At 58.8% G+C, this 25,451-nt stretch carries 20 protein-coding genes, 1 other RNA gene and 1 other annotated feature; of the genes, 17 read left to right on the top strand and 4 right to left on the bottom strand.

Features of this window, described 5'->3' with window-relative positions:
- Window position 1: 1 nt before the first annotated feature.
- From rplT to selO, 12 genes are all read left to right on the top strand, one after another.
- Window positions 2-358 carry a 50S ribosomal protein L20 gene (gene rplT / locus AFK63_RS10010; protein ID WP_000124850.1) on the top strand — a complete coding sequence of 119 codons (357 nt, stop codon included), beginning with the start codon at window positions 2-4 and terminating at the stop codon, window positions 356-358.
- A 116-nt stretch (window positions 359-474) separates the two neighbouring features.
- Window positions 475-599 (top strand) — a sequence feature (Phe leader region).
- A complete protein-coding gene (pheM, locus tag AFK63_RS21565; protein WP_106120997.1) occupies window positions 480-524 on the top strand; it encodes a pheST operon leader peptide PheM in 45 nt (14 codons plus the stop codon). It overlaps the preceding feature by 45 nt.
- Before the next feature lie 145 nt (window positions 600-744).
- Window positions 745-1,728, top strand: a complete 984-nt coding sequence (gene pheS / locus AFK63_RS10005; RefSeq protein ID WP_007747462.1) for a phenylalanine--tRNA ligase subunit alpha — start codon at window positions 745-747, stop codon at window positions 1,726-1,728.
- A gap of 15 nt (window positions 1,729-1,743) precedes the next feature.
- The gene (gene pheT, locus AFK63_RS10000) at window positions 1,744-4,131 is read left to right on the top strand and encodes a phenylalanine--tRNA ligase subunit beta (protein WP_038863342.1); all 2,388 of its coding nucleotides are present in this window, start codon (window positions 1,744-1,746) and stop codon (window positions 4,129-4,131) included.
- Between the two features lie 4 nt (window positions 4,132-4,135).
- Window positions 4,136-4,435, top strand: a complete 300-nt coding sequence (gene ihfA, locus AFK63_RS09995) for an integration host factor subunit alpha (protein WP_007676383.1) — start codon at window positions 4,136-4,138, stop codon at window positions 4,433-4,435.
- A gap of 77 nt (window positions 4,436-4,512) precedes the next feature.
- Window positions 4,513-5,514 carry a vitamin B12 ABC transporter permease BtuC gene (gene btuC, locus AFK63_RS09990; RefSeq protein WP_038863340.1) on the top strand — a complete coding sequence of 334 codons (1,002 nt, stop codon included), beginning with the start codon at window positions 4,513-4,515 and terminating at the stop codon, window positions 5,512-5,514.
- A 31-nt stretch (window positions 5,515-5,545) separates the two neighbouring features.
- The gene (locus AFK63_RS09985; protein WP_038863338.1) at window positions 5,546-6,097 is read left to right on the top strand and encodes a glutathione peroxidase; all 552 of its coding nucleotides are present in this window, start codon (window positions 5,546-5,548) and stop codon (window positions 6,095-6,097) included.
- Window positions 6,097-6,843, top strand: coding sequence for a vitamin B12 ABC transporter ATP-binding protein BtuD (btuD, locus tag AFK63_RS09980; RefSeq protein WP_038863336.1), 747 nt, complete (start codon window positions 6,097-6,099; stop codon window positions 6,841-6,843). The genes AFK63_RS09985 and btuD overlap by 1 nt, the downstream gene beginning before the upstream one ends.
- A gap of 77 nt (window positions 6,844-6,920) precedes the next feature.
- The gene (locus AFK63_RS09975) at window positions 6,921-7,385 is read left to right on the top strand and encodes an NlpC/P60 family protein (RefSeq protein WP_038863335.1); all 465 of its coding nucleotides are present in this window, start codon (window positions 6,921-6,923) and stop codon (window positions 7,383-7,385) included.
- Between the two features lie 166 nt (window positions 7,386-7,551).
- Window positions 7,552-8,868 (top strand): 6-phospho-beta-glucosidase, encoded by a 1,317-nt coding sequence (locus AFK63_RS09970; RefSeq protein WP_038863333.1) that lies wholly within the window; start codon window positions 7,552-7,554, stop codon window positions 8,866-8,868.
- Between the two features lie 393 nt (window positions 8,869-9,261).
- Complete coding sequence (locus tag AFK63_RS09965; protein ID WP_038863330.1) at window positions 9,262-9,981, top strand: EAL domain-containing protein; 720 nt, start codon at window positions 9,262-9,264, stop codon at window positions 9,979-9,981.
- Between the two features lie 61 nt (window positions 9,982-10,042).
- Window positions 10,043-11,491, top strand: coding sequence for a protein adenylyltransferase SelO (gene selO / locus AFK63_RS09960; RefSeq protein WP_038863325.1), 1,449 nt, complete (start codon window positions 10,043-10,045; stop codon window positions 11,489-11,491).
- A gap of 60 nt (window positions 11,492-11,551) precedes the next feature.
- On the opposite strand, the gene AFK63_RS09955 is transcribed toward selO, so the two are convergent.
- Both AFK63_RS09955 and ppsR read right to left on the bottom strand, forming a co-directional pair.
- The gene (locus AFK63_RS09955; protein ID WP_038863323.1) at window positions 11,552-12,598 is read right to left on the bottom strand and encodes a 3-deoxy-7-phosphoheptulonate synthase; all 1,047 of its coding nucleotides are present in this window, start codon (window positions 12,596-12,598) and stop codon (window positions 11,552-11,554) included.
- Between the two features lie 154 nt (window positions 12,599-12,752).
- A complete protein-coding gene (gene ppsR / locus AFK63_RS09950; RefSeq protein ID WP_038863322.1) occupies window positions 12,753-13,586 on the bottom strand; it encodes a posphoenolpyruvate synthetase regulatory kinase/phosphorylase PpsR in 834 nt (277 codons plus the stop codon).
- Window positions 13,587-13,920: 334 nt separating this feature from the next.
- Between ppsR and ppsA the strand changes: the two genes are divergently transcribed.
- From ppsA to AFK63_RS09935, 3 genes are all read left to right on the top strand, one after another.
- Window positions 13,921-16,299 (top strand): phosphoenolpyruvate synthase, encoded by a 2,379-nt coding sequence (gene ppsA, locus AFK63_RS09945; protein WP_038863320.1) that lies wholly within the window; start codon window positions 13,921-13,923, stop codon window positions 16,297-16,299.
- Between the two features lie 220 nt (window positions 16,300-16,519).
- Complete coding sequence (locus tag AFK63_RS09940; protein ID WP_038863319.1) at window positions 16,520-17,908, top strand: MFS transporter; 1,389 nt, start codon at window positions 16,520-16,522, stop codon at window positions 17,906-17,908.
- Window positions 17,909-17,911: 3 nt separating this feature from the next.
- Window positions 17,912-20,281: a glycoside hydrolase family 3 N-terminal domain-containing protein gene (locus AFK63_RS09935; protein ID WP_038863316.1), complete on the top strand. Its 2,370-nt coding sequence runs from the start codon at window positions 17,912-17,914 to the stop codon at window positions 20,279-20,281.
- Between the two features lie 15 nt (window positions 20,282-20,296).
- Here AFK63_RS09935 and rprA read toward each other — a convergent pair.
- An RNA gene (rprA, locus tag AFK63_RS20430) (antisense sRNA RprA) lies at window positions 20,297-20,404 on the bottom strand.
- A gap of 180 nt (window positions 20,405-20,584) precedes the next feature.
- Complete coding sequence (ydiK, locus tag AFK63_RS09930) at window positions 20,585-21,703, bottom strand: AI-2E family transporter YdiK (protein ID WP_038863384.1); 1,119 nt, start codon at window positions 21,701-21,703, stop codon at window positions 20,585-20,587.
- A gap of 214 nt (window positions 21,704-21,917) precedes the next feature.
- Here ydiK and ydiJ point away from each other — a divergent pair, with 214 nt between their 5' ends.
- Both ydiJ and menI read left to right on the top strand, forming a co-directional pair.
- Window positions 21,918-24,974 carry a D-2-hydroxyglutarate dehydrogenase YdiJ gene (gene ydiJ, locus AFK63_RS09925; protein WP_053531572.1) on the top strand — a complete coding sequence of 1,019 codons (3,057 nt, stop codon included), beginning with the start codon at window positions 21,918-21,920 and terminating at the stop codon, window positions 24,972-24,974.
- Window positions 24,971-25,381 carry a 1,4-dihydroxy-2-naphthoyl-CoA hydrolase gene (gene menI, locus AFK63_RS09920; RefSeq protein WP_038863315.1) on the top strand — a complete coding sequence of 137 codons (411 nt, stop codon included), beginning with the start codon at window positions 24,971-24,973 and terminating at the stop codon, window positions 25,379-25,381. Before ydiJ ends, menI begins: the two co-directional genes overlap by 4 nt.
- The last annotated feature ends 70 nt before the right edge of the window (window positions 25,382-25,451 follow it).

Genomic DNA, 25,451 nt, shown 5'->3' with positions numbered 1-25,451 from the left:
TATGGCTCGCGTAAAACGTGGTGTGATTGCACGTGCACGTCATAAGAAAATTTTGAAACAAGCTAAAGGCTACTACGGTGCGCGTTCACGCGTATACCGCGTTGCCTTCCAGGCTGTTATCAAAGCAGGTCAGTACGCTTACCGTGACCGTCGTCAACGTAAGCGTCAGTTCCGTCAGCTGTGGATTGCACGTATCAACGCAGCAGCACGTCAGAACGGTATTTCTTACAGCAAATTCATCAACGGCCTGAAAAAAGCCTCTGTTGAAATCGACCGTAAGATCCTGGCTGACATCGCGGTATTCGACAAAGTGGCATTCACTGCCCTGGTTGAAAAAGCGAAAGCAGCTCTGGCGTAAGCCAGTTGAAAGAGGGAGCTTGTCTCCCTCTTTTAATTTCTGCCATATCAATCTGTTGACATTTTTACTGGTGGGCTTTTCAATAGTGAAATTCGCCATTAAGCCTCAGGGTAACGCAAGCATGAACGCTGCCATTTTCCGCTTCTTTTTTTACTTTAGCGCCTGAATCAGAGGGGCTTTGCGCGTAAGAAAAGAAACGGAAAATCAACGCCAGAAGCCTCCATCAGGAGGCTTTTTTTATATCTGCCGTTTATGGGTCTGTTTCAAGTGGCAGGCGACACAGCGCCCGGCCGGCTCCGGTAAGCGCCATGCGTGTCACCTGAAACAGAAGAATAACAAGACAGAGTTCAACAAACCGGCGCAAGCGCCGAATAACGAGGAAAACCATGCCACATCTCGCAGATCTGGTTGCCAGTGCAAAGGCGGCCATAACCAGCGCCCAGGATGTTGCCGCGTTAGATAACGTACGCGTCGAATATTTAGGGAAAAAAGGGCATCTGACCCTTCAGATGACCACCCTGCGCGAGCTGCCGCCAGAAGAGCGTCCGGCCGCGGGCGCCGTTATCAACGAAGCCAAAGAGCAGGTGCAGCAGGCACTGAACGCGCGTAAAAACGAACTCGAAAGCGCGGCGCTGAACGCCCGTCTGGCCGCGGAAACCATTGACGTTTCGCTCCCAGGCCGTCGCGTTGAGAATGGTGGTCTGCACCCGGTCACCCGCACCATCGACCGTATCGAAAACTTTTTCGGCGAGCTCGGTTTTACCGTGGCGACTGGCCCGGAAATCGAAGATGACTACCACAACTTCGACGCGCTGAATATTCCAGGTCATCACCCGGCGCGTGCCGACCATGACACCTTCTGGTTCGACGCGACGCGCCTGCTGCGCACCCAGACCTCCGGCGTGCAGATCCGCACCATGAAAAACCAGCAGCCGCCGATCCGCATCATCGCGCCGGGCCGTGTATATCGTAACGACTACGATCAGACCCACACCCCGATGTTCCACCAGATGGAAGGGCTGATTGTTGATAAAAACATCAGCTTCACCAATCTCAAAGGCACCCTGCACGACTTCCTGCGCAACTTCTTTGAAGAAGATCTGCAGATTCGTTTCCGTCCGTCTTACTTCCCCTTCACCGAGCCTTCCGCGGAAGTGGACGTGATGGGTAAAAACGGCAAATGGCTGGAAGTGCTGGGCTGCGGCATGGTGCATCCGAACGTCCTGCGTAACGTCGGCATCGACCCGGAAGTTTACTCCGGTTTCGCCTTCGGTATGGGCATGGAGCGTCTCACCATGCTGCGCTATGGCGTGACCGATCTGCGCGCTTTCTTCGAAAACGATCTGCGTTTCCTCAAACAGTTTAAATAAGGGCAGGACAGAACAATGAAATTTAGCGAACTGTGGTTACGCGAGTGGGTTAACCCGGCCCTTGACAGCGATGCGCTGGCGAATCAAATCACCATGGCGGGCCTTGAGGTTGACGGCGTTGAGCCGGTCGCAGGCGCGTTTCACGGTGTGGTTGTGGGCGAAGTCGTGGAGTGCGGTCAGCATCCGAACGCCGATAAACTGCGCGTCACCAAAGTGAACGTCGGCGGCGAGCGCCTGCTGGATATCGTCTGTGGCGCGCCGAACTGCCGCCAGGGCCTGAAAGTGGCGGTGGCGACCATTGGCGCGGTGCTGCCGGGCGATTTTAAAATCAAAGCGGCGAAACTGCGCGGCGAGCCGTCTGAAGGCATGCTGTGCTCCTTCTCCGAGCTCGGGATTTCCGACGATCATAACGGCATCATCGAATTGCCGGCAGATGCGCCGATCGGCACTGATATCCGCGAATATCTGAAGCTTGACGATAACACCATCGAAATCAGCGTTACTCCGAACCGCGCCGACTGCCTCGGCATTATCGGCGTGGCGCGCGATGTCGCGGTGCTGAATGCGCAGGCCCTGAGTGCGCCGGAAATCGCGCCAGTCGCCGCGACCATCAACGACACGCTGCCGATTCAGGTTGACGCCCCCGACGCCTGCCCGCGCTATCTGGGCCGCGTCGTGAAAGGCATTGACGTGACCGCGCCGACCCCGCTGTGGATGCGTGAAAAACTGCGTCGCTGCGGTATCCGCTCTGTCGACGCCGTGGTTGACGTTACTAACTACGTACTGCTTGAGCTGGGTCAGCCGATGCACGCCTTTGATCTCGACCGTATAGATGGCGGCATCGTGGTGCGCATGGCGAAAGAGGGCGAGACGCTGACGCTGCTCGATGGCAACAACGCGACCCTGAACGCCGATACGCTGGTCATCGCGGACCATAACAAAGCGCTCGCGATGGGCGGTATTTTCGGCGGCGAACACTCGGGTGTGAACAGCGAAACCCGCAACGTGCTGCTGGAATGCGCGTTCTTCGCGCCGCTCGCCATCACTGGTCGCGCGCGCCGTCACGGCCTGCATACCGATGCCTCTCACCGCTACGAGCGCGGCGTTGACCCGCAACTGCAATTCCAGGCGATGGAACGCGCGACGCGTCTGCTGCTGGACATCTGCGGCGGCGAAGCCGGCCCGGTTATCGATGTGACCAGCGAGACGAATCTGCCGACGCGCGCCACCATCACGCTGCGTCGCAGCAAGCTTGATCGCCTGATCGGCCATCACATTGCGGATGCGCAGGTGACGGATATTCTGACGCGTCTGGGTTGCCAGGTGACCGAAGGGCAGGGCGAATGGCAGGCTGTCGCGCCGTCATGGCGTTTTGACATCGCCATTGAAGAAGATCTGGTAGAAGAAGTCGCCCGCGTCTATGGCTACGACAACATCCCGAACGAGCCGGTACAGGCGTCGCTGGTGATGGGCGACCATCGCGAAGCAGATCTCTCGCTCAAGCGCGTGAAGACGCTGCTTAACGATCATGGCTATCAGGAAGTGATCACTTACAGCTTCGTCGATCCGAAAGTCCAGCAGTTGCTGCATCCGGGCGAGGACGCGTTGATTTTGCCAAGCCCTATCTCCAGCGAAATGTCGGCGATGCGCCTCTCTCTCTGGACCGGCCTGCTCACCACGGCGGTTTATAACCAGAATCGTCAGCAGAGCCGCGTACGTATCTTTGAAGCGGGTCTGCGCTTTGTGCCTGATACGCAGGCAGACCTGGGCATCCGTCAGGATCTTATGCTGGCAGGCGCCCTGTGCGGCAACCGCTATGAAGAACACTGGGATCTGGCGAAAGGCGGCGTTGACTTCTACGATTTGAAGGGGACGCTGGAGTCGGTTCTGGAACTTACCGGTAAATTATCTGAAATTGAGTTCCGTGTGGAAGCCAATCCGGCCTTGCATCCTGGTCAAAGTGCTGCCATTTATTTACAAGGCGAACGTATTGGTTTTATTGGCGTTGTCCATCCAGAGCTTGAGCGCAAGCTCGACCTGAATGGTCGCACCGTGGTGTTTGAGCTGCTCTGGAGCAAGGTTGCCGACCGTGTCGTACCGCTGGCGCAGGAGGTTTCCCGCTTCCCGGCGAACCGCCGCGACATCGCGGTTGTGGTGGCGGAAAACGTACCGGCAGCAGATATTTTGGCCGAATGTAAGAAAGTTGGCGCAAATCAGGTAGTTGGCGTAAACTTGTTTGACGTGTACCGCGGTAAGGGTGTTGCGGAGGGTTATAAGAGCCTTGCCATCAGCCTGATCCTTCAGGATACCGGCCGTACACTCGAAGAAGACGAGATTGCCGCTACTGTTGCGAAATGTGTAACGGCACTAAAAGAGCGATTCCAGGCATCATTGAGGGATTGAACCTATGGCGCTTACAAAAGCTGAAATGTCAGAATATCTGTTTGATAAGCTTGGGCTTAGCAAGCGGGATGCCAAAGAACTGGTAGAGCTGTTTTTCGAAGAGATCCGTCGCGCTCTGGAAAATGGCGAGCAGGTAAAACTCTCCGGTTTCGGTAATTTTGACCTGCGTGATAAGAACCAACGTCCCGGACGCAACCCGAAAACCGGTGAAGATATTCCCATTACGGCTCGCCGTGTGGTTACCTTCCGCCCGGGGCAGAAGTTGAAAAGTCGCGTAGAGAACGCTTCGCCGAAAGAAAGCTAATCTGACCTGACCAAAAAGGCCGCATCGCGCGGCCTTTTTTCTTTGCCCTGCGTAAAGAGAGCCGTAAAATCAAAGGCATGAAATCTCAACTGGCCTCACTTCCCCTCTGTATTCGCACCCAACGTCGCCGCGAAAAACGCGTGCTGGCGGCGCTTTCGCTTGCGCTCATGCTGGCAATCGTCGTCAGCCTCTGCGCGGGCGATCTGTGGCTCTGGCCGACCGCATGGGCTGGCGAGGCGGGAAAACTGTTCGTCTGGCAGATTCGCCTGCCGCGCACGCTCGCGGTGGTGCTGGTCGGCGCGGCGCTGGCGCTCTGCGGCGCTATGATGCAGGCGCTTTTTGAAAACCCTCTGGCAGAGCCAGGCCTGCTTGGCGTCTCAAACGGCGCGGGCGTTGGGCTGGTGGCGGCGGTAATGCTTGGCGGCGGCGCGCTGCCGGGCTGGACGCTCGGGCTGTGCGCTATCGCAGGCGCGCTTCTTGCCACGTTGATACTACTGCATTTTGCCAGGCGTCATCTCTCCACCAGTCGAGTACTGCTGGCGGGCGTCGCGCTCGGCATCGTCTGTAGCGCGCTGATGACCTGGGCGGTTTACTTTTCTACCAGTCTTGATCTGCGCCAGCTGATGTACTGGATGATGGGCGGCTTCGGTGGCGTCGACTGGCAGCAGGGCTGGCTGATGCTGGCGCTGCTGCCAGCGCTGGCGTGGGGCGGCCTGCAGGCGCATGCGCTCAACCGGCTGGCGCTCGGCGAAACCTCCGCGCGTCAGCTCGGCCTGCCGGTCTGGCTGTGGCGTAATCTGCTGGTTATCGCCACCGGCTGGCTTGCGGGCGTCAGCGTGGCGCTGGCGGGCGCCATCGGTTTTGTCGGTTTAGTGGTGCCGCATGTGCTGCGGCTGTGCGGCATCGCCGATCACCGGGCGCTGCTGCCCGCCGCGATGCTCGCAGGCGGCGGGGTGCTGCTGGTCGCCGATATTCTCGCGCGCCTGACGCTGAGCGCCGCGGAATTGCCGATAGGCGTGGTTACCGCCACCCTGGGCGCACCGGTATTTATCTGGCTATTATTAAGGGCTGGACGCTAGTTCCATAACACCATCCTTCTAAGGGGAAGCTATGCAACACGACATTCTGAATACCGAAGTGACCACCATTGACGGTGAAACCATTTCGCTTGAGCAGTACAGAGGTAAAGTGCTGCTTATCGTCAACGTGGCCTCGAAGTGCGGCCTGACGCCGCAATATGAGCAACTGGAAAATATCCACAAGGCGTGGGAGCCATCCGGTTTCCGCGTGCTTGGCTTCCCGTGCAACCAGTTCCTGGGCCAGGAGCCGGGCAGCGAAGACGAAATCAAAACCTTCTGCAGCACCACTTACGGGGTGACGTTCCCGATGTTCAGTAAAATCGACGTCAACGGCGAAAACCGTCATCCGCTGTACCAGAAGCTTATCGCCGCAGCGCCCAAAGCCGTCGCGCCGGAGCAGAGCGGTTTCTATGAGCGTATGGCGAGCAAAGGCCGCGCGCCGCTCTACCCGGACGATATTCTGTGGAATTTCGAGAAATTCCTCGTGGGTCGTGACGGGCACGTTATCCAGCGCTTCTCGCCGGATATGACGCCGGAAGATCCTATTGTGATGGAAGCGATTAAGCTGGCGCTGGCGAAATAATGCCGGCATTGCTGCAGCTGTGCGACGTCGCGGTGGGTACCCGTCTGGGGCCTGTCACCGCGACGCTTGAGGCAGGCGATATCGTCCATCTCGTCGGCCCCAACGGGGCAGGTAAAAGCACGCTGCTGCATCGCATGGCGGGCCTGGCGGACGGCGGTGGCGATATTCTCTTCGACGGCAAACCGCTCGCGTCTTTCAGCGCTCCTGCGCTCGCCTGCAAGCGGGCGTATCTCTCCCAGCAGCAGACCCCGCCCTTCGCGATGCCGGTCTGGCACTACCTCACGCTGCACGGCGGTGCGCAGTGCGGCGCGGCGCTGGAAGCGGTCGCCCGGTGCCTGATGCTCGACGACAAGCTGACGCGTCCGGTCAATACGCTCTCCGGCGGCGAATGGCAGCGCGTACGCCTGGCCGCCGTGATCGTGCAAATTCACCCGCTTAATCACGCTGAAGGCAGGGTGCTTATCCTTGATGAGCCGATGAACAGTCTCGACGTTGCGCAGCAGGCGGCGTTAGACCGGCTGCTCGTTACGCTCTCCCGGGCAGGCATCGCGGTCGTGATGAGCAGTCACGATCTTAACCATACCCTGCGCCACGCATGCCGCGTCTGGCTGCTTTGCGAAGGAAAATTGCTGGCGCACGGGCCGCGTGACGAGGTAATGACGCCCGCAAGGCTCGGTGCGGCCTACGGGCTGCCGTTTCGCCGGTTACAGGTGGACGGCCACAGCCTGCTTATCGATACACTCTGAGCGCGGCCATCTTGCCAGCCGGCGCGCTGGCGGCTACATTAGCGAAAAATCATAAGGCCAGAGGATTTGCCTGAAAAATGCGGCTATGGATCTTTCTTGTTGCGACGCTGCTGCTGGCGGGATGTAGCTCCCACCGCGCGCCGCCGCCGAACGCACGACTTTCCGACTCCATCACCGTGATTGCCGAACTCAACGACCAGTTGAACCACTGGTACGGCACGCCTTACCGCTACGGCGGCATGAGCCGCGGCGGGGTAGACTGTTCCGGCTTCGTGATGATGACCTTCCGCGATCGCTTCTCGCTGATGCTACCGCGTGAAACGCGCCAGCAGGCGGAAATCGGCACAGAAATCGATAAAGACGATTTGCTGCCGGGCGATTTAGTCTTTTTCAAAACCGGATCGGGGCAGAACGGCCTGCACGTCGGGATCTACGACACTGACAACCAGTTTATCCACGCCTCCACCAGCCGCGGCGTCATGCGCTCATCGCTCGATAACGTCTACTGGCGCAAAAAATTCTGGCAGGCGCGTCGCATTTAGCGCCCACCCGCCGCGCCCGCGGCGGGTGTACCCTTCCACGCCCCGAGCGGGCTTTTTAGCCATTCTGCGAAGCCTTTCACGCCGGTCTGCACGGTTTCCCTTCTATAGTCTGTAGGCTTGAGCGCGCGCTCATAACCATGCGGGCAGAGATAACAGGGGGAAAGGCATGACCGAACGGACGATGAAAATAGCGATTATCGGCGGCGGCAGCAGCTACACGCCGGAGCTGGTGGAAGGGCTGATAGCCCGCAAAGAAACCATCGCGCTGCATGAGCTGGCGCTGGTGGATGTCGAAGCCGGGCGCGAAAAGGTGGAGATTATCGCGGGCCTGACGCGCCGGATGCTGGCGAAAAACGGATTGTCGCAGGTGTGTGTATCCGTTCATTTTACGCCGGATGAGGCGATCCGCGGCGCGAGTTTTGTGCTGACGCAGCTGCGCGTCGGTCAGTTGCCCGCCCGCGCCGCCGATGAACGCCTGGGTCTGAAATACGGACTGATTGGCCAGGAGACCACGGGCGTCGGCGGGTTCGCCAAGGCGCTGCGCACCATTCCTGTCATGCTCGATATCGCCCGTAAAGTGGAGACGCTCGCGCCGCAGGCGTGGATCATTAACTTCACCAACCCGGCGGCGATCGTCACCGAGGCGGTACAGCGCCACAGCAAGGCGAAAATTATCGGGTTGTGTAATGTGCCCGTCACCATGCATCACATGATAGCCGCCATGCTGGGCGAGCCGTCAGCCGAAGTGGCGCTGCGCTTTGCCGGGCTTAATCATATGGTGTGGGTGCATCAGGTGACGGTGCGCGGCGAAGACCGAACGCAAACGGTGCTCGATAAACTCTGTAACGGCGCGACCCTCACCATGAATAACATTCAGGAGGCGCCGTGGCCCGCGCCGCTGCTGCGCGCGCTTGGCGCTATTCCGTGCCCGTATCACCGTTATTTCTACTTAAGCCGCCAGATGCTGGAAGAAGAAATCGACGCGGCGCGCGGTCGCGGCACTCGCGCGGAGCAGGTAATGGCGGTCGAGCGCGAACTGTTTGCGTGCTACCAGGATCCGCAGCTGGCGCACAAACCGGAGCAGCTCAGCTTTCGCGGCGGTGCCTTCTACTCTCAGGTGGCGCTGGAGCTTATCGATGCAATTCATAACCACCGTGGCGCGATGCTGGTCGTCAACACGGCTAACCGCGGCGCCATTCACGGCCTGCCGGATGACGCCGTGGTGGAGACCAACTGCGTGGTGGACGCGCAGGGCGCCCATCCGCTGGTGTTTGGCGCGCTGCCGCCCGCCATGCACGCCTTAACGACCCAAGTGAAAACCTATGAGCGGCTCACCATCAAGGCGGCGGTCGAAGGCGACCGCGCCAGCGGTCTGCTGGCGCTTATTACCAACCCGCTGGTGGGCGACGCGACGCTTGCGCAGGCGCTGCTGGACGAGGTGCTGGCGCTCAACCGCGACTACCTGCCGCAATTTCGGGAATAACCCCCCGGCGCGATAATCGCCACTCATGAAATGCGCAGCAAATTTGGCGCGTCAGTGACCACCGCGACTATCGCGCCGATTTTGTTCGTGCACGGTTAACCCACCTCCACTTTCCCATTAGCAAAATGTCCCGGTTCAACGCGTAAAAATTACCGGCTTGTGAGTGTCAGCCGTAAATATTAATGTCAAAAATGACGGGGCGCGATTCTGTAAAGGATCGACCCGGCACTGGTGCCAAATGAAATACCAGGATAAGCTCTTTCTGTAAGGAGTATTCTGAAATTGGCACCGAAACGGCTGGATAAATAGTTTAACAGAATCAATCAGGTTGCACGTGGTAGTAACTTAATCCAGTATAGCGGGCTCCTATTAATAACGCGCAGGGCAGACAATATGATTGTTTCGCTCGATACACGGTATCAGTCTCATCTGCTGTTCGCCCCGATCGCCCATCCGTCAGGGGGGCTGCTGGGGATGGAAGTTATCGCCAATTTCACCAGCCTGAATGCGCAGGTGCGCTTCCCCACGGAATTCATTATCCCGCGAATTAATGCTGAAGAAAGATTAATGCTTTTTTACGAAAAAATAAGTTTGATCGAAAAATGGCGCGAGGCATTTATAAAAAACGCGCTGTTCGCGGTGGTAAAGATTGATCATAAGATAGCCAGCGCTATTTTATCCAGCCCGACATTACGGGCGCGTCTCGCGCAATTACCGTTTCTGGAATTAGGCATTAATGAGAATTTTCCTGAACTTAATAAAGGTAAAGAAAATAAAGCCATCTTTTCTTTATCTCGTTATTTTCCGTTAATGCTATGTAACTTCGGTGCCGGCGCCGCGACAGGACGTGCCATTTTCGACGGACTGTTCCGGCGCGTGGCGCTCGACAAAACCTTTGTCCAGAAACGGCGCGCAGGCGGCATGTTTGAGCCTTTTATGTACGCTATCGCCAACCAGGTCGGGCCCTGCTGCCAGACGCTGATCCTGCCCGGCGTCGATAACGACGAAGCGCTCCATGAGGCACGCAGCCTCGGCTTTAACGGCGTGCAGGGCGCGCTGTGGCCCGCTATGGATGGTGAAACGCTGGTCCTCACCCTTGCGATGACGCAATAACCTTAAACCTGCGCTGTGTTTAAGGCCTCCATAACGCACTACACTTAGTGCAGGAGGAGCCATGAGCCAAAATCCCCACTTTACCGCCACCTGGCGCGATGAACTGCCAGGTTTTTATACTGAACTCACCCCTACGCCGCTCAGTAACAGTCGCCTGCTGTGCCACAACGCACCGCTGGCGCAGGCGCTGGAACTCCCGGATACGCTGTTTGACTATGAGGGGCCGGCGGGCGTCTGGGGCGGCGAAACGCTGCTGCCCGGTATGGCGCCGCTGGCGCAGGTTTACAGCGGTCACCAGTTCGGCGTCTGGGCCGGTCAGCTCGGCGACGGTCGCGGCATCCTGCTCGGCGAGCAGCAGCTCAGCGATGGCCGCAAGGTTGACTGGCACCTGAAAGGCGCGGGGCTGACCCCGTACTCCCGCATGGGCGATGGCCGCGCGGTGCTGCGCTCCACGGTGCGCGAGTTTCTCGCCTCCGAAGCGATGCACGGGCTCGGTATTCCCACCACGCGCGCGCTCAGCATCGTCACCAGCGACACCCCGGTGCGGCGCGAAACCACCGAGCGCGGCGCGATGTTAATGCGCATTGCCGAAAGCCACGTACGCTTCGGGCATTTCGAGCATTTTTATTACCGTCGCGAGCCGGAACAGGTACGCGAACTCGCGCAATATGTTATCGCGCACCACTTTGCGCATCTGGCGCAGGAGGAAGACCGCTTCGCGCTCTGGTTTGGCGAAGTGGTGACGCGCACCGCAAAGCTGATGGCGAGCTGGCAGTGCGTCGGTTTCGCCCACGGGGTAATGAACACCGATAATATGTCGGTGCTCGGGCTGACGATGGACTACGGCCCGTACGGTTTTCTCGACGACTACAACCCGGGCTTTATCTGCAACCATACCGACTATCAGGGCCGTTACGCGTTCGACAACCAGCCGGGCGTCGGGTTGTGGAATCTGCAACGTCTGGCGCAGGCGCTCTCACCGATTATTCCGGCGGAGCGGCTTAACGCGCTGCTGGATGAATACCAGCCCGCGCTGCTGCGCGAGTGGGGCAAACAGATGCGCGCGAAACTCGGCTTCACCGTCGAGAAAGAGGGCGACAACGACTATCTGCGCGAGTTACTGACGCTAATGGCGCGCGAGGGGAGCGACTACACGCGCACCTTCAGAATGCTGAGCGTCACCGAGCAAGGGGCGACGGCCTCGCCGCTGCGCGATGAGTTTATCGATCGCGCGACGTTTGACGCCTGGTTTGCGCGTTATCGCGCGCGGTTGCAGGAAGAGGGCGTGGAAGATGACGCCCGCCAGCGGCTGATGAAATCCGTCAATCCGGCGCTGGTGCTGCGCAACTGGCTGGCTCAGCGTGCTATCGAGGCGGCGGAGCGCGACGACGCGAGCGAACTCTCGCGTCTGCTTGACGCGCTGCGTAACCCCTTCGCCGATCGCGACGATGACTACACGCATCGTCCGCCGGACTGGGGAAAACATCTCGAAGTGAGTTGTTCAAGCTAGGCACATAAAAAAGGGAAACCCGTCGGTTTCCCTTTTTATTTCGCGTGGAAGGCTCCGCGCTCAGAGGCGGCTTTCAACCGCGTCGGCAAGGCGCTCCAGCAGGATTTCGCTCTCCTCCCAGCCGAGGCACGGGTCGGTAATCGACTGACCGTAGGTCAGCGGCGTGCCGGGAACGATTTTCTGGGTGCCTTCGGCGATAAAGCTCTCCACCATCACGCCCGCCACCTGTGTTGAGCCTGCGCGGATCTGCCGGCAGATATCGTCACAGACGTCGAGCTGACGCCGGTGCTGCTTCTGGCAATTACCGTGGCTGAAATCCACCACCAGCCGCTCCGGCAGGTTAAATTCGCGCAGCGCTTCGCAGGCATCGTTAATGGCCTGCGCGTCATAATTCGGCGTTTTGCCGCCGCGCATGATGATATGACCGTAGGGGTTGCCGCTGGTCTGGTAAATCGTCATCCGGCCATGTTTATCGGGTGAGAGGAACATATGGCTGGTGCGCGCCGCGCGGATGGCGTCCACCGCGATACGGGTGTTGCCGTCGGTGCCGTTTTTAAAGCCCACCGGGCAGGAGAGCGCCGAGGCCATTTCACGGTGGATCTGGCTCTCGGTCGTGCGTGCGCCGATGGCGCCCCAGCTGATGAGATCGGAAATATACTGCCCGACCACCATATCGAGAAACTCGGTAGCTGTCGGCACGCCCAGCGCGTTGACCTCCAGCAGCAGGCGGCGTGCCTGCTCAATACCGTGATTCACGCGGTAGCTGCCGTTAAGATCCGGATCGGAAATCAGCCCCTTCCAGCCGACCACCGTGCGCGGCTTTTCAAAATAGGTGCGCATGACGATTTCCAGCCGGGAATCATATTTTTCCCGCAGTTGCGCCAGGCGGCCTGCGTAATCGACCGCCGCGCGGGTGTCGTGAATCGAGCAGGGCCCGATAACCACCAGCAGGCGCTGATCGTCGCCATTAAGAATTTTTTCAATACGGCGGCGGGCGTCAAGCACATGGCCTGCGACCGCCTCCGTGACGGGATAGCGCGCGGCAAGCTCAGCGGGTGTCACCAGGCTGTCGATGCGTGCCGTACGAAGTTCATCGGTTTTAATCATGGGTGTCTCAGAATCTGTTGCTTCATCGGCATCAGCGCCGGAAGTGATGGGCATCACGATAAACCAATCTGCCCTGAATTCAAGGCTATTGACGGATTCATCAGGCCACGTAACGCCACCGTAACACAGATTGTTGCACCTTTGTACTAGTTTATCAGTACATGCGTCGGCTAAGACCCATGATGTCGAGAATTTTGGTCGCTATCTCTTCTACCGAATAGTTAGTGCTGTTGAGGTAGGGGATCTGGTGTTTGCGATAAAGCGCTTCGACTTCAGCCACTTCCAGACGGCACTGGCGCATGGAGGCATACCGGCTGTTTTCACGCCGCTCCTCACGAATAGCCGCCAGCCGCTCAGGGTTAATCGTCAGGCCGAACAGCTTATGCTGGAAGGGGCGCAGCGCTGCGGGCAGGTTCAGGTTATCCATGTCGTCGGCAATAAAGGGGTAGTTGGCGGCCCGGATGCCGAACTGCATGGCGAGATAGAGGCTGGTGGGCGTTTTACCGCAGCGCGACACGCCAAGCAGGATCACCTGCGCCTGGTCGAGATTACGCATTGAGATGCCGTCGTCGTGGGCGAGCGTGTAATCGATCGCCGCGATGCGTGCGTCATATTTGGTGATATTGGCCGGGTTAAGGCCGTGGGTGCGGTGAGCGACCGGCGTCGGGTCGAGCCTTAACTCTTCCTGAAGCGGAGCGACCAGCGCCTGAACGATATCCTGGCAAAACCCCTGGCTTTGCAGAATGATGTCGCGCACTTGCGGCAGCACGATGGAGTAGAACACCAGCGGGCGCACGCCGGTCTGCTGGTAGATGGCGTCGATCTGCTCTTTTACCGCTCTGGCGCGGCTTTCATTTTCCACAAACGGCAGGGTAATGCTGTTGATGCTGACGGGAAATTGCGACATCACCGCATGGCCTAATACCTCAGCGGTAATCGCGGTGCCGTCGGAAATATAAAAAACCTGGCGATCAACAACACTATCCATGGTATCTGTCCTTAATTCAGGTTGAGTATCGTCTCAAGCATAAAATAATGCCCGAGCGTGAGGCATGGCATTTCTCTCATTTTTTGAAATGAAACGCTGTTTTTATTTCTGCCAGAAGACGCGTTTCATCTCATGAATATCACTGAAAATCATAGACCAAAAGAGTATCCCAGCCTAATCAATCAGTTACCAAATGCAGAATTTGTCTGAAAATTTGAAATTTTCAATTTGCTTGAACGATTCACCGTTTTTCCCGCCGCCTTTTCTATGCCAGGCTAAAACGGCTGTCAGGTGTTTCTTAATCCCGTTCATATATCATAAAAGGATTGCTTCGATGTCCAACAATGGCTCGTCATCGCTCATACTTTGGTATAACCAGCTCGGCATGAATGATGTAGACAGAGTTGGGGGCAAAAACGCCTCCCTCGGTGAAATGATTACTAACCTGTCCGGTATGGGCGTCTCTGTGCCAAACGGGTTTGCGACCACCGCCGAGGCGTTTAATCAGTTCCTCGAAAGCCGTGGCGTCAACCAGCGCATCTATGAACTGCTGGATAAAACCGATATCGACGACGTGACCGAACTGGCGAAAGCCGGCTCGCAGATCCGTCAGTGGATAGTCGATACCCCTTTCCAGCCGGAACTGGAGCAGGCTATTCGCGACGCCTACGCCCAGCTTTCCGCCGATGACGCCGAAGCCTCCTTTGCGGTGCGCTCCTCCGCCACCGCCGAAGATATGCCGGACGCCTCGTTCGCCGGTCAGCAGGAAACTTTCCTTAACGTGCAGGGTATCGACGCCGTCATGGTGGCGGTGAAGCACGTCTTCGCCTCGCTGTTTAACGACCGCGCCATCTCCTATCGCGTGCATCAGGGCTACGATCACCGCGGCGTGGCGCTCTCGGCGGGTGTGCAGCGCATGGTGCGCTCGGATCTCGCCGCCTCAGGCGTGATGTTCTCCATCGACACCGAATCGGGCTTCGATCAGGTGGTGTTTATCACCGCCGCGTATGGCCTTGGCGAAATGGTAGTGCAGGGCGCAGTCAACCCGGACGAATTCTACGTACATAAGCCGGGCCTGGCGGAAGGCCGTCCGGCGATTGTGCGCCGCACGATGGGCTCGAAAAAAATCCGCATGGTTTACGCCGACACGCAGGAGCACGGCAAACAGGTGCGCATCGAAGATGTGCCGCAGGCCGATCGGGACCAGTTCTGCATCACGCCGGACGAGGTGCAGGAGCTCGCTAAACAGGCGGTGCAGATTGAGAAACACTACGGCCGACCGATGGATATCGAGTGGGCTAAAGACGGCCATACCGGCAAACTCTTTATCGTGCAGGCGCGCCCGGAAACCGTGCGCTCGCGCGGCCAGGTGATGGAGCGCTACACGCTGCATTCGCAGGGCAAAGTGGTGACCGAGGGTCGCGCTATCGGGCATCGCATCGGCGCGGGCACCGTGAAGGTTATCCACGACATCAGCGAAATGAACCGCATTCAGCCGGGTGATGTGCTGGTCACCGATATGACCGACCCGGACTGGGAACCTATTATGAAAAAAGCGGCGGCTATCGTGACTAACCGCGGCGGGCGCACCTGTCATGCGGCGATTATCGCCCGTGAACTGGGCATTCCGGCGGTTGTTGGTTGCGGCGACGCCACCGAGCGCATTAAAGACGACGAGAAAGTCACGGTCTCCTGCGCCGAAGGGGACACCGGCTATGTCTACGCCGATCTGCTGGATTTCAGCGTGAAAAGCTCAAGCGTAGATACCATGCCGGATCTGCCGCTGAAGGTGATGATGAACGTCGGCAACCCGGATCGCGCGTTTGACTTCGCCTGTCTGCCCAACGAGGGTGTCGGCCTGGCGCGTCTCGAATTTATCATTAACCGCATGATTGGCGTGCATCCGCGCGCGCTGCTGGAGTTCGACCAGCAGGAGCCGGCGCTGCAAAACCAGATCCGCGAGATGATGAAAGGCTTCGACAACCCGGTTGAGTTTTATGTCGGGCGTCTCACCGAAGGTATCGCGACGCTCGGCGCGGCGTTCTGGCCAAAGCGCGTTATTGTGCGTCTGTCTGACTTTAAATCCAACGAATACGCAAATCTGGTGGGCGGCGAGCGTTATGAGCCGCATGAAGAGAACCCGATGCTGGGTTTCCGCGGCGCGGGGCGTTACGTGGCCGACAGCTTCCGCGACTGCTTCGCTCTGGAGTGCGAGGCGGTGAAACGCGTGCGTAACGACATGGGCCTCACTAACGTTGAAATCATGATCCCGTTCGTGCGCACCGTGGATCAGGCGAAAGCGGTGGTGGACGAGCTGGCGCGACAGGGCCTTAAGCGCGGTGAGAACGGGCTGAAAGTGATTATGATGTGCGAAATCCCGTCTAACGCGCTGCTGGCCGACCAGTTCCTTGAGCACTTTGACGGCTTCTCGATTGGCTCCAACGACATGACACAGCTGGCGCTCGGTCTTGACCGCGATTCTGGCGTCGTCTCGGAACTGTTCGACGAGCGCAACGAGGCCGTGAAAGCGCTGCTCTCCATGGCGATTCGCGCCGCGAAAAAGCAGGGCAAATATGTCGGCATCTGCGGTCAGGGGCCGTCAGATCACGAGGACTTCGCCGCCTGGTTAATGGAAGAAGGGATTGATTCGCTCTCGCTCAACCCGGATACGGTGGTGCAAACCTGGTTAAGCCTGGCAGAGCTTAAGCACTAGTAGCAATATATTTTAAAAACCCGCCTGATGGCGGGTTTTTTATTTTGGGCGAGTAATTTGCACCCCATCACAAATACGGGAAAAAGCAAAAAATCATAAACTGGCTGTGGATTTCTGCAATTGTTGGGGGGCGACGCGTTCACAATACTTAGGCCTGATATCGCACCCGTGGTTTGCGTGCGAGACAACACGCTTTCTAACGTTGATAAGGCCAATAATAATGAACCTCACCTCTGCTCTTACGACAAAAGATAAAATAGGATACGGCTTAGGCGATATGGCGAGCGCGCTGGTCTGGCAAACCGCGACGCTATTTCTCGCCTATTTTTATACGGATGTTTTCGGTCTGCCCGCAGCGATTATGGGCACCATGTTTTTACTGGTCAGGGCGGTGGACGCGTTTGTCGATCCCTGCATCGGCGCGCTGGTGGACCGCACCCGTACTCGCTATGGCCGTTTCCGCCCCTGGCTGCTCTGGTTCGCCATTCCTTTCGGCGTGAGTTGTCTTATTACTTTCTATGTGCCACAGGCTGGCGAAACCACGAAAATCGTTTACGCTTGCGTCACTTACAGCATCCTGAGCCTCGTTTACTCTGCCATTAACGTGCCCTATTGCGCCATGCCCGGCTCGCTGACCATGGACCCACGCGAGCGCCATTCGCTGCAATCCTGGCGCTTCGGGCTCTCTTTTATCGGCGGGCTTATTGTTACCGTGATTGCGCTGCCGATGGTCGACTGGCTCGGCAGCGGCAACGCGCAGAAAGGCTATTTCTACGCAATGGGCCTGATGGGCGCGCTCGGCGTGGTACTTTTCTTTTGCTGCTTTTTTATGACCCGCGAGCGTTATCTGCCGGTGAATGACGCCAGCAGCTCCATGCTGAAAGATTTAAAACTGCTGGCGGCTAACAGCCAGTGGCGCATCATTTTCCTGTTTAATATTTTACTATTAACCGCTGTGGTCACGCGCGGCTCCGCGACAATGTATTACGTGAAGTATGTGCTGCTGCGCCCGGATCTGGTGTTTTTATTTATTGTCGCCGGCATGGTGGCGAATCTGACCGGCGCGTTATTATCAGAACGCCTGCTCGGAAAATATGACCGCGTGCGTTCTTATCAGTGGACCATTATTAGCTTTGTGGCGCTCGCGGCGCTGATCTTCTTTATTCCCCCAACCGCCGTCTGGTTAATTTTCGCTATCAATATTGTCTTCAGCTTTATTCAGAACCTCACCACACCGCTGCAATGGACCATGTTTTCCGACGTGGTGGACTATGAAGAACACCGCAGCGGACGCCGCCTTGACGGGCTGGTGTTCTCAACCGCGCTCTTCGCCATCAAGCTCGGCCTGGCGCTCGGCGGCGCGGTGGTGGGCTGGATCCTCGGCATGGTCGATTACCTGCCAAACCAGGCCACGCAAAGCGCCAGCGTGCTGACCACCATTAACGCGCTGTTCACGCTTATCCCCTGCGCGCTGTTTTTACTGATGGCGCTACTGCTCTGCTTCTATCAGCTCAGCAGCCGTCGCGTGGCCGCTATCGCCGCGGAGCTGGTGCAAAAGCGCCAGGTGCGCGAAGACACCGCCTCTCTCAAGCCTGCAATTCAGGAGTAACCGATGACTATCTATAAGGACCCAACCCGTCCGGTGGCTGAACGCGTCGCCGATTTGCTCGCCCGCATGACGCCGGAGGAGAAATTCGCCCAGATGCACGCTTACTGGCTGGTGCTGTCGCCGGAGGGCGACCACCGGGAGCGCACCGATCTTAGCGATGAGTTTTCCGGCGCGACCCAGCAGGCGGCGCTGGCCGAGCGCCTGAAACGCGGCGCGGGGCAGATAACCCGCCCGCTCGGCACCCATATCGTCGCGCCGCAGGAGGGCGTGCGCGCCGCCAACCGGTTGCAGAAAATGCTGGTGGAAGAGACGCGGCTCGGCATTCCCGCCATGTTTCATGAAGAGTGCCTGGTGGGGCTGTTATGCAAAGACGCGACGCTGTTCCCGTCGTCGCTTAACTACGGCTCGACCTGGGATCCGCAGCTGGTGGAGCAGGCGGCGCAGGCGATAGGGCGCGAAGCGCGCGCCGTTGGCTGTCATCAGGGCCTCGCGCCGGTGCTCGATGTGTCCCGCGACGTGCGCTGGGGCCGCACCGAAGAGACCTTCGGCGAAGATCCGTGGCTGGTGGGCGTGATGGCGACGCACTACGTAAAAGGACTTCAGGGGCCGCAGCGGGATCTGCTGGCGACGCTCAAACATTATGTGGGGCACTCTTTCAGCGAAGGGGCGCGCAACCATGCGCCGGTTCACCTCGGCTTTTGCGAACTTAACGACACCTTCCTGCTGCCGTTCGAAATGGCGATTAAGCTGGCGCAAGCGGGCTCCGTAATGCCCGCTTATCACGATATCGATAATGTGCCGACCCACGCCGATGATTTTCTGCTCACGCAGGTGCTGCGCGAGCAGTGGGGCTTCGACGGCATTATCGTCGCCGACTACGGCGGCGTGAGCCTGCTGCATCAGCATCACGGCGTGGCGCAGGACGCGGCGCACTCGGCGGCGCTCGCCTTTAACGCGGGGCTTGATATCGAACTGCCGAAGGATGACTGCGCGCGCCATCTGGCGGACGCGCTGGCGCGTGGGCTTATCACGATGGAAAAAGTAGATGAGATTGTGGCGCGCGTCTTAACCGAGAAATTCCGTCTCGGGCTGTTTGAACATCCGTATGCCGATGAAAACAGCATTACGCTGCAGAGCGACGAGACGCGGCGCACCGCCCGCGAGGTGGCGGCGCGTTCGCTGACGCTGCTTGAAAATAACGGCGTGCTGCCGCTTCAGGGCGCGCCGCGCGTGGCGGTCGTCGGGCCGACCGCGGACGATCCGCTGGCGCTGCTGAGCGGCTACAGCTTCCCGGTGCATCTCATCATCAGCGATATGCTGGAGCAGACAAGCCAGGTGACGACGCCTCTTGCCGCACTGCGCGAACAACTCGGCAGCGCGCTCACGGGCTATGCCAAAGGCTGTCATATTATTGAGAAACGTATGGCAGGCGCGCCGGTGTTCCCTGGCGACAGCGGCGAAAAACCGATGCAGCAATCGCCGGTCTCAGACGACGTGTCGCTCATCCCCGAGGCAGCGGCGCTCGCTGCGGAAAGCGACGTGGTGCTGGCGTTTGTGGGCGATCTTTCCGGGTTGTTCCAGAGCGGCACTGTAGGTGAAGGTTCCGACACCGACAGCCTGCAACTGCCGGGCGTGCAGCAACAGCTACTGGAGGCGCTGGTGGAGACCGGCAAACCGGTGGTCGTGGTGATGACCGGCGGGCGGCCCTATCATCTTGGCGGGCTGGAGCCGCGTGTGGCCGCCTGGGTAATGGCCTGGGCGCCAGGCCAGGAGGGCGGACATGCCATTGCCGATCTGCTTACCGGCAAGGCAGAGCCGCAGGGTCGGTTAGTGGTATCGGTACCGAAAAGCGCAGGCGCGATGCCTTACTACTACAACCATAAGCTGAAAAGCGGCGGCACGCCGTATGCGTTTCACTTCGGCTCGCGTTACCCGTTCGGCTACGGCAAAACCTGGACCGAATTCCGCTACGGCGCGCTGGAGATAGCCCGGTCGCGGGTGCCGATGACAGGCGAGGTTGATGTATCGGTCACTGTAACCAACAGCGGTGCTCAGGCGGGCAGCGAGGTGGTGCAACTGTATGTACGCGATAAAGTGGCGTCACTGGTGCGCCCCGTACAGGAGTTGAAGGCCTTTGGGCGTGTCTCGCTGGCGCCTGGCGCCACGGCACGGATGACGTTTCGCGTGCCGGTCGATATGCTCAATTTCACCCGTCGCGATGGCGCGCGTATCGTCGAGCCTGGCGAGTTTGAAATACGCGTTGGGGCTAATAGCGGCGATATTCGCAGCTGCGGCACCATTATCGTTGAAGGCGAAACTCAGGAGCTTGGAAATAGCTGGCGGATGCTGAGCGAGTGCTTTATTGAACAATAATTAGCCAGTTAAAGAATAAAAAAAAGCCCATCGTGGGAGATGGGCAAAGACTACACACAGCAATTCGTTGTTTCACTCAGGGGATTTCCATGTTTATAAATCAAGGCGTTGATTTATAACCGTGGATTAATAGTAGGCTTATCCATTTTTTGCGTCGATCAGATTCGTCTCAATAGTTCAGCGTTAATGAATTATTAACGCGGCAAAGGACGGAATTTACGATAAATCACGGGTCTGACCAGTAGGGATGTGAAATAATTAATAAGTAATACTTAAGTAAAAGGCGGGTTTCCCCGCCTCCATTTATTTATTTACTTTCTCTTTCTCACTTTCTTCCAGCGCCTCGATCACAATTTCCGAATTATTCTCCGGGAGCGGGGCTTCACGCACCCACACCGAGAACAAGCGCCAGGAAACCGCCAGCAGCACCGGGCCGATAAACAGGCCAATCATCCCGAACGCGATAAGCCCGCCGATAACGCCCGACAGGATCAGCACCATCGGCAGATCCGCACCCATGCGGATAAGCACCGGACGAATAACGTTGTCGAGCGTGCCGACGACCGCGCTCCAGACCAGCAGCACGGTGCCCCAGGTGGCATCGCCGCTCCAGTAAAGCCAGATAATCGCCGGCACCAGCACCGGCAGCGGGCCAAGCTGCACCAGACAGCTTAAGATCATCACGACGGTCAGGAGCGTGGCGTAAGGGATGCCAGAAATCGCAAGCCCGATACCGCCAAGCACGCCCTGCACCAGCGCCGTGACCACCACGCCGAGCGCCACGGCGCGGATCGCCTGGCCTGCCAGCACCACCGCCGCGTCGCCGCGTTTTGAGGCCAGGCGGATAGCGAAGTGGCGAATGCCAAAGGCCACCTGCTCGCCGCGCCAGTAGAGGAGGGCGCTGAACAGCAGCATCAGGCCGCAATGCATCAGCAGTCTGCCGATATGCGCGGCCTGGCCGATAAACCAGCCGGTCGTCGTGCCCAGATACGGCCGCACTTTCGCCATGATGGCCGAGCCGCCGCTCTCCACCAGGTTGTGCCAGCCGAGATACAATTTATCGCCCACATACGGGATGCTGTTGAGCCACGCCAGTTCCGGAATGGTCATCTGGCCGGAGGTCAGCCAGTGAATAAACGGCGCGCTGTTATCCACGAGGCTGTTAACCAGCAACGCTACCGGAATCACAAACAGCATAATGAGCATCAGAACCATCACCACTACGGCCAGTGAGCGTCTGCCCCACAGCATCTTCTGCAGCCGCAGCAGCAGCGGCCAGGTGGCGATGACCACCGTGCCTGCCCACGCAAACCCCAGAATAAAGGGCTGCACAATCCACAGGCAGGCGATGATCATGACCGAAAGAAACAACACGGACAGCAGAATTTGCGGCACGTCCATGGGCTGTCGAAGTTTTACCATAAACCACATTCACCTTTTGTCATACGCGTTACGCCCAAAGCGGCGTTCCCGCCCCGGTCGGGGCGCTCATATGATGAGTGATTTCCGGGCGTTTGGATAGCCGCTGCCCCGGCGCATTTCTGGCGGGCGTGACATATAAAAATGTGATACAACCTTGAATGCGCAACGCAAACGATAACTTCCAACATCTAAATGTCAGGCAGGGTCAAGATCCATGATCCCACAAATTTCTCAGGCGCCAGGGCTGGTACAGGTGGTGCTGAACTTTTTGCAGGCACTGGAGCAACAAGGTTTTACCGGCGATACCGCCACGAATTACGCCGATCGCCTCACGATGGCGACCGACAACAGTATCTATCAGCTCCTTCCCGATGCGGTGATTTTCCCCCGCTCAACCGCTGACGTGGCGCTGATGGCGCGCCTCGCCGCCGAACCCCGTTTTACATCGCTGATTTTCACTCCGCGCGGCGGCGGCACTGGCACCAACGGCCAGTCCCTGAACCAGGGGATCGTCGTTGATATGTCGCGCTATATGAACCGCATCATCGAAATCAACCCGGAGCAGGGCTGGGTGCGGGTCGAGGCTGGCGTCATTAAAGATCAGCTCAATGAATACCTGAAGCCCTATGGCTACTTTTTTTCGCCGGAGCTCTCCACGAGCAACCGCGCCACGCTTGGAGGGATGATCAACACCGACGCCTCCGGGCAAGGCTCGCTGGTTTACGGCAAAACGTCCGATCATGTTCTCGGCGTGCGGGCGGTGCTGCTGGGCGGCGATATCCTCGACACCCAGGCGATGCCGACCGCCCTTGCCGAAGAGCTGGGCCGCGCGCAGACCACGCTCGGGCGTGTCTACCACACCGTGCTGGAGCGCTGCCGCGAGCAGCGCGCGCTGATCCTTGAGAAATTTCCAAAGCTCAACCGCTTTCTCACCGGCTACGATCTGCGCCACGTTTTTAATGACTCACTTTCAGAATTCGACCTGACCCGTATTCTGTGCGGATCGGAAGGCACGCTGGCGTTTATCACCGAAGCGCGGCTCGACATCACGCCGCTGCCGAAAGTGCGCCGTCTGGTGAACGTGAAATATGATTCGTTTGACTCGGCGCTGCGCAGCGCGCCGTTTATGGTCGAGGCGCAGGCGCTCTCTGTCGAGACCGTCGATTCGCGCGTGCTGAACCTGGCGCGCGAAGATATCGTCTGGCATTCGGTGCGCGAGCTGATTACCGACGTGCCGGATAAAGAGATGCTCGGGCTCAACATCGTCGAGTTCGCCGGGGATGACGAAGCGCTTATCGACGGGCGCGTTGCGGCACTCTGCGCGCGTCTGGATGAACAGATGGCCGGCGGGCAGAGCGGCATTATCGGCTGGCAGGTTTGCCAGGAACTCGCGGGCGTCGAGCGCATTTACGCCATGCGTAAAAAGGCGGTCGGTCTGCTGGGCAATGCAAAAGGGCTCGCCAAGCCGATTCCTTTTGCCGAGGATACCTGCGTGCCGCCGGAGCATCTGGCTGATTACATCGCCGAGTTCCGCGCGCTGCTGGATAGCCACGGCCTGAGCTATGGCATGTTCGGCCACGTTGACGCGGGCGTGCTGCACGTACGCCCGGCGCTGGATATGTGCGATCCGCAGCAGGAGATGCTCATGAAGCGCATCTCCGATGACGTCGTCGCGCTCACTGCCCGCTATGGTGGGCTACTGTGGGGCGAACACGGCAAAGGTTTTCGCGCCGAATACAGCCCGGCGTTTTTTGGCGACACGTTGTATGACGAGCTGCGGCGCATCAAGGCGGCATTCGATCCGGATAACCGGCTGAACCCCGGTAAAATCTGCGCGCCGTATGGCCTGGACGCGCCGATGATGAAAGTGGACGCGGTGAAGCGCGGCACGTTCGACCGGCAGATCCCGCTTGCGGTACGCACTTCCTGGCGCGGCGCGATGGAGTGCAACGGCAACGGCCTGTGCTTTAACTTCGACGTGAAAAGCCCGATGTGTCCGTCGATGAAAATCACCAGTAACCGTATTCATTCGCCGAAAGGGCGCGCTACGCTTGTGCGCGAATGGCTGCGGCTGCTCTCGGATCGCGGCCTCGACCCGCTACAGCTTGAGAAAGCGCTGCCGCAAAAGCGCGCGAGCCTGCGCTCACTGATTGAGCGCACCCGCAACAGCTGGCACGCGGGGCGGGGCGAGTACGATTTTTCGCACGAGGTCAAAGAGGCGATGAGCGGCTGCCTCGCCTGTAAAGCCTGCTCCACCCAGTGCCCGATCAAAATCGACGTGCCGGAATTCCGCTCGCGCTTTTTGCAGCTCTACCACACGCGTTATCTGCGTCCGATGCGCGATCATCTGATAGCGACCGTCGAGAGCTACGCGCCGCTGATGGCCCGCGCGCCGAAAACGTTTAACTTCTTCATGAGCCAGCCGTGGGTGCGCACGCTTTCCGAGCGCCATATCGGCATGGTCGATTTGCCGTTGCTCTCGACGCCAACGCTCCAGCAGCAGCTGGTGGGGCATCGCAGCGCCGGGATGACGCTTGAAGAGCTGGAGCGGCTGCCGGAGGCGGACAAAGCCCGCACGGTGCTGGTGGTGCAGGATCCGTTCACCAGCTATTACGACGCGCAGGTGGTGGCTGATTTTGTTCGATTGTGCGAAAAGCTCGGCTTCCAGCCGGTCGTGCTGCCGTTTTCACCTAACGGTAAAGCGCAGCACATCAAAGGTTTTCTCCAGCGCTTCGCGAAAACCGCGCGTAAAACGGCCGATTTCTTAAACCGCGTGGCGGCGCTTGGAATGCCGCTGGTGGGCGTCGACCCGGCGCTGGTGCTCTGTTATCGCGATGAATATAAGCAGACGCTTGGCGCGGAGCGCGGCGATTTTCACGTGCAGCTGGTGCATGAGTGGCTCACCACGGCGCTGGCGGCGCGTCCGGCTGCGCCGGTTGCTGGCGAGCCGTGGTATCTCTTCGGCCACTGCACCGAAGTGACCGCGTTGCCAGCCACTGCCGGACAGTGGGCGGCGATTTTCGCGAAGTTCGGTGCGAAACTTGAAGGCGTGAATGTCGGCTGCTGCGGGATGGCGGGCACTTACGGGCATGAGGTGAACAACCATAAGAATTCGCTCGGCATCTATGAGCTCTCCTGGCATCAGGCGATGCAGCGGCTGCCGCGCGCCCGCTGCCTTGCGACCGGCTATTCGTGCCGCAGCCAGGTAAAACGTATCGAGGGCAGCGGCGTGCGCCACCCGCTCCAGGCGCTGCTGGGGATGATTGTATGATCTGGCGGCGCACCGCCACGCTTGAGGCGCTGAACGCCATGGGCGCCAATAACATGGTCGGGCTGCTGGATATCCGCTTCACCCGGCTTGATGACGCGGAGCTTGAAGCCACCATGCCGGTGGACAGCCGTACCCACCAGCCATTCGGCCTGCTGCACGGCGGTGCGTCAGTGGTGCTGGCGGAAACGCTCGGTTCGGTAGCGGGCTACCTCTGCTGCGAGGGCGAGCAAAACGTTGTCGGGCTTGAGGTCAACGCTAATCATCTTCGCAGCGTGCGTAGCGGCCGCGTGCGCGGCGTCTGCCGCGCGGTGCATGTCGGGCGTCGTCATCAGGTGTGGCAGATAGAAATCTTTGACGAGCAGAACCGGCTCTGCTGTTCATCACGGCTCACCACGGCAGTGGTGTAATGATCTCCTGACCCGGCGCTCGCCGGGTTTTCTTTCTCCTTATTACCAGCCATAACCGCCCTTTACGCAA

The organism is Cronobacter muytjensii ATCC 51329 (genome assembly GCF_001277195.1).
Lineage (GTDB): Bacteria > Pseudomonadota > Gammaproteobacteria > Enterobacterales > Enterobacteriaceae > Cronobacter > Cronobacter muytjensii.
This window is presented reverse-complemented; position numbering and strand designations above follow the sequence as displayed.

Coding starts and splice junctions, on each gene's coding strand:
- rplT (WP_000124850.1), top strand. CDS start 2: ATGGCTCGCGTAAAACGTGGTGTGATTGCACGTGCACGTCATAAGAAA.
- pheS (WP_007747462.1), top strand. CDS start 745: ATGCCACATCTCGCAGATCTGGTTGCCAGTGCAAAGGCGGCCATAACC.
- pheT (WP_038863342.1), top strand. CDS start 1,744: ATGAAATTTAGCGAACTGTGGTTACGCGAGTGGGTTAACCCGGCCCTT.
- ihfA (WP_007676383.1), top strand. CDS start 4,136: ATGGCGCTTACAAAAGCTGAAATGTCAGAATATCTGTTTGATAAGCTT.
- btuC (WP_038863340.1), top strand. CDS start 4,513: ATGAAATCTCAACTGGCCTCACTTCCCCTCTGTATTCGCACCCAACGT.
- AFK63_RS09985 (WP_038863338.1), top strand. CDS start 5,546: ATGCAACACGACATTCTGAATACCGAAGTGACCACCATTGACGGTGAA.
- btuD (WP_038863336.1), top strand. CDS start 6,097: ATGCCGGCATTGCTGCAGCTGTGCGACGTCGCGGTGGGTACCCGTCTG.
- AFK63_RS09975 (WP_038863335.1), top strand. CDS start 6,921: ATGCGGCTATGGATCTTTCTTGTTGCGACGCTGCTGCTGGCGGGATGT.
- AFK63_RS09970 (WP_038863333.1), top strand. CDS start 7,552: ATGACCGAACGGACGATGAAAATAGCGATTATCGGCGGCGGCAGCAGC.
- AFK63_RS09965 (WP_038863330.1), top strand. CDS start 9,262: ATGATTGTTTCGCTCGATACACGGTATCAGTCTCATCTGCTGTTCGCC.
- selO (WP_038863325.1), top strand. CDS start 10,043: ATGAGCCAAAATCCCCACTTTACCGCCACCTGGCGCGATGAACTGCCA.
- AFK63_RS09955 (WP_038863323.1), bottom strand. CDS start 12,598: ATGATTAAAACCGATGAACTTCGTACGGCACGCATCGACAGCCTGGTG.
- ppsR (WP_038863322.1), bottom strand. CDS start 13,586: ATGGATAGTGTTGTTGATCGCCAGGTTTTTTATATTTCCGACGGCACC.
- ppsA (WP_038863320.1), top strand. CDS start 13,921: ATGTCCAACAATGGCTCGTCATCGCTCATACTTTGGTATAACCAGCTC.
- AFK63_RS09940 (WP_038863319.1), top strand. CDS start 16,520: ATGAACCTCACCTCTGCTCTTACGACAAAAGATAAAATAGGATACGGC.
- AFK63_RS09935 (WP_038863316.1), top strand. CDS start 17,912: ATGACTATCTATAAGGACCCAACCCGTCCGGTGGCTGAACGCGTCGCC.
- ydiK (WP_038863384.1), bottom strand. CDS start 21,703: ATGGTAAAACTTCGACAGCCCATGGACGTGCCGCAAATTCTGCTGTCC.
- ydiJ (WP_053531572.1), top strand. CDS start 21,918: ATGATCCCACAAATTTCTCAGGCGCCAGGGCTGGTACAGGTGGTGCTG.
- menI (WP_038863315.1), top strand. CDS start 24,971: ATGATCTGGCGGCGCACCGCCACGCTTGAGGCGCTGAACGCCATGGGC.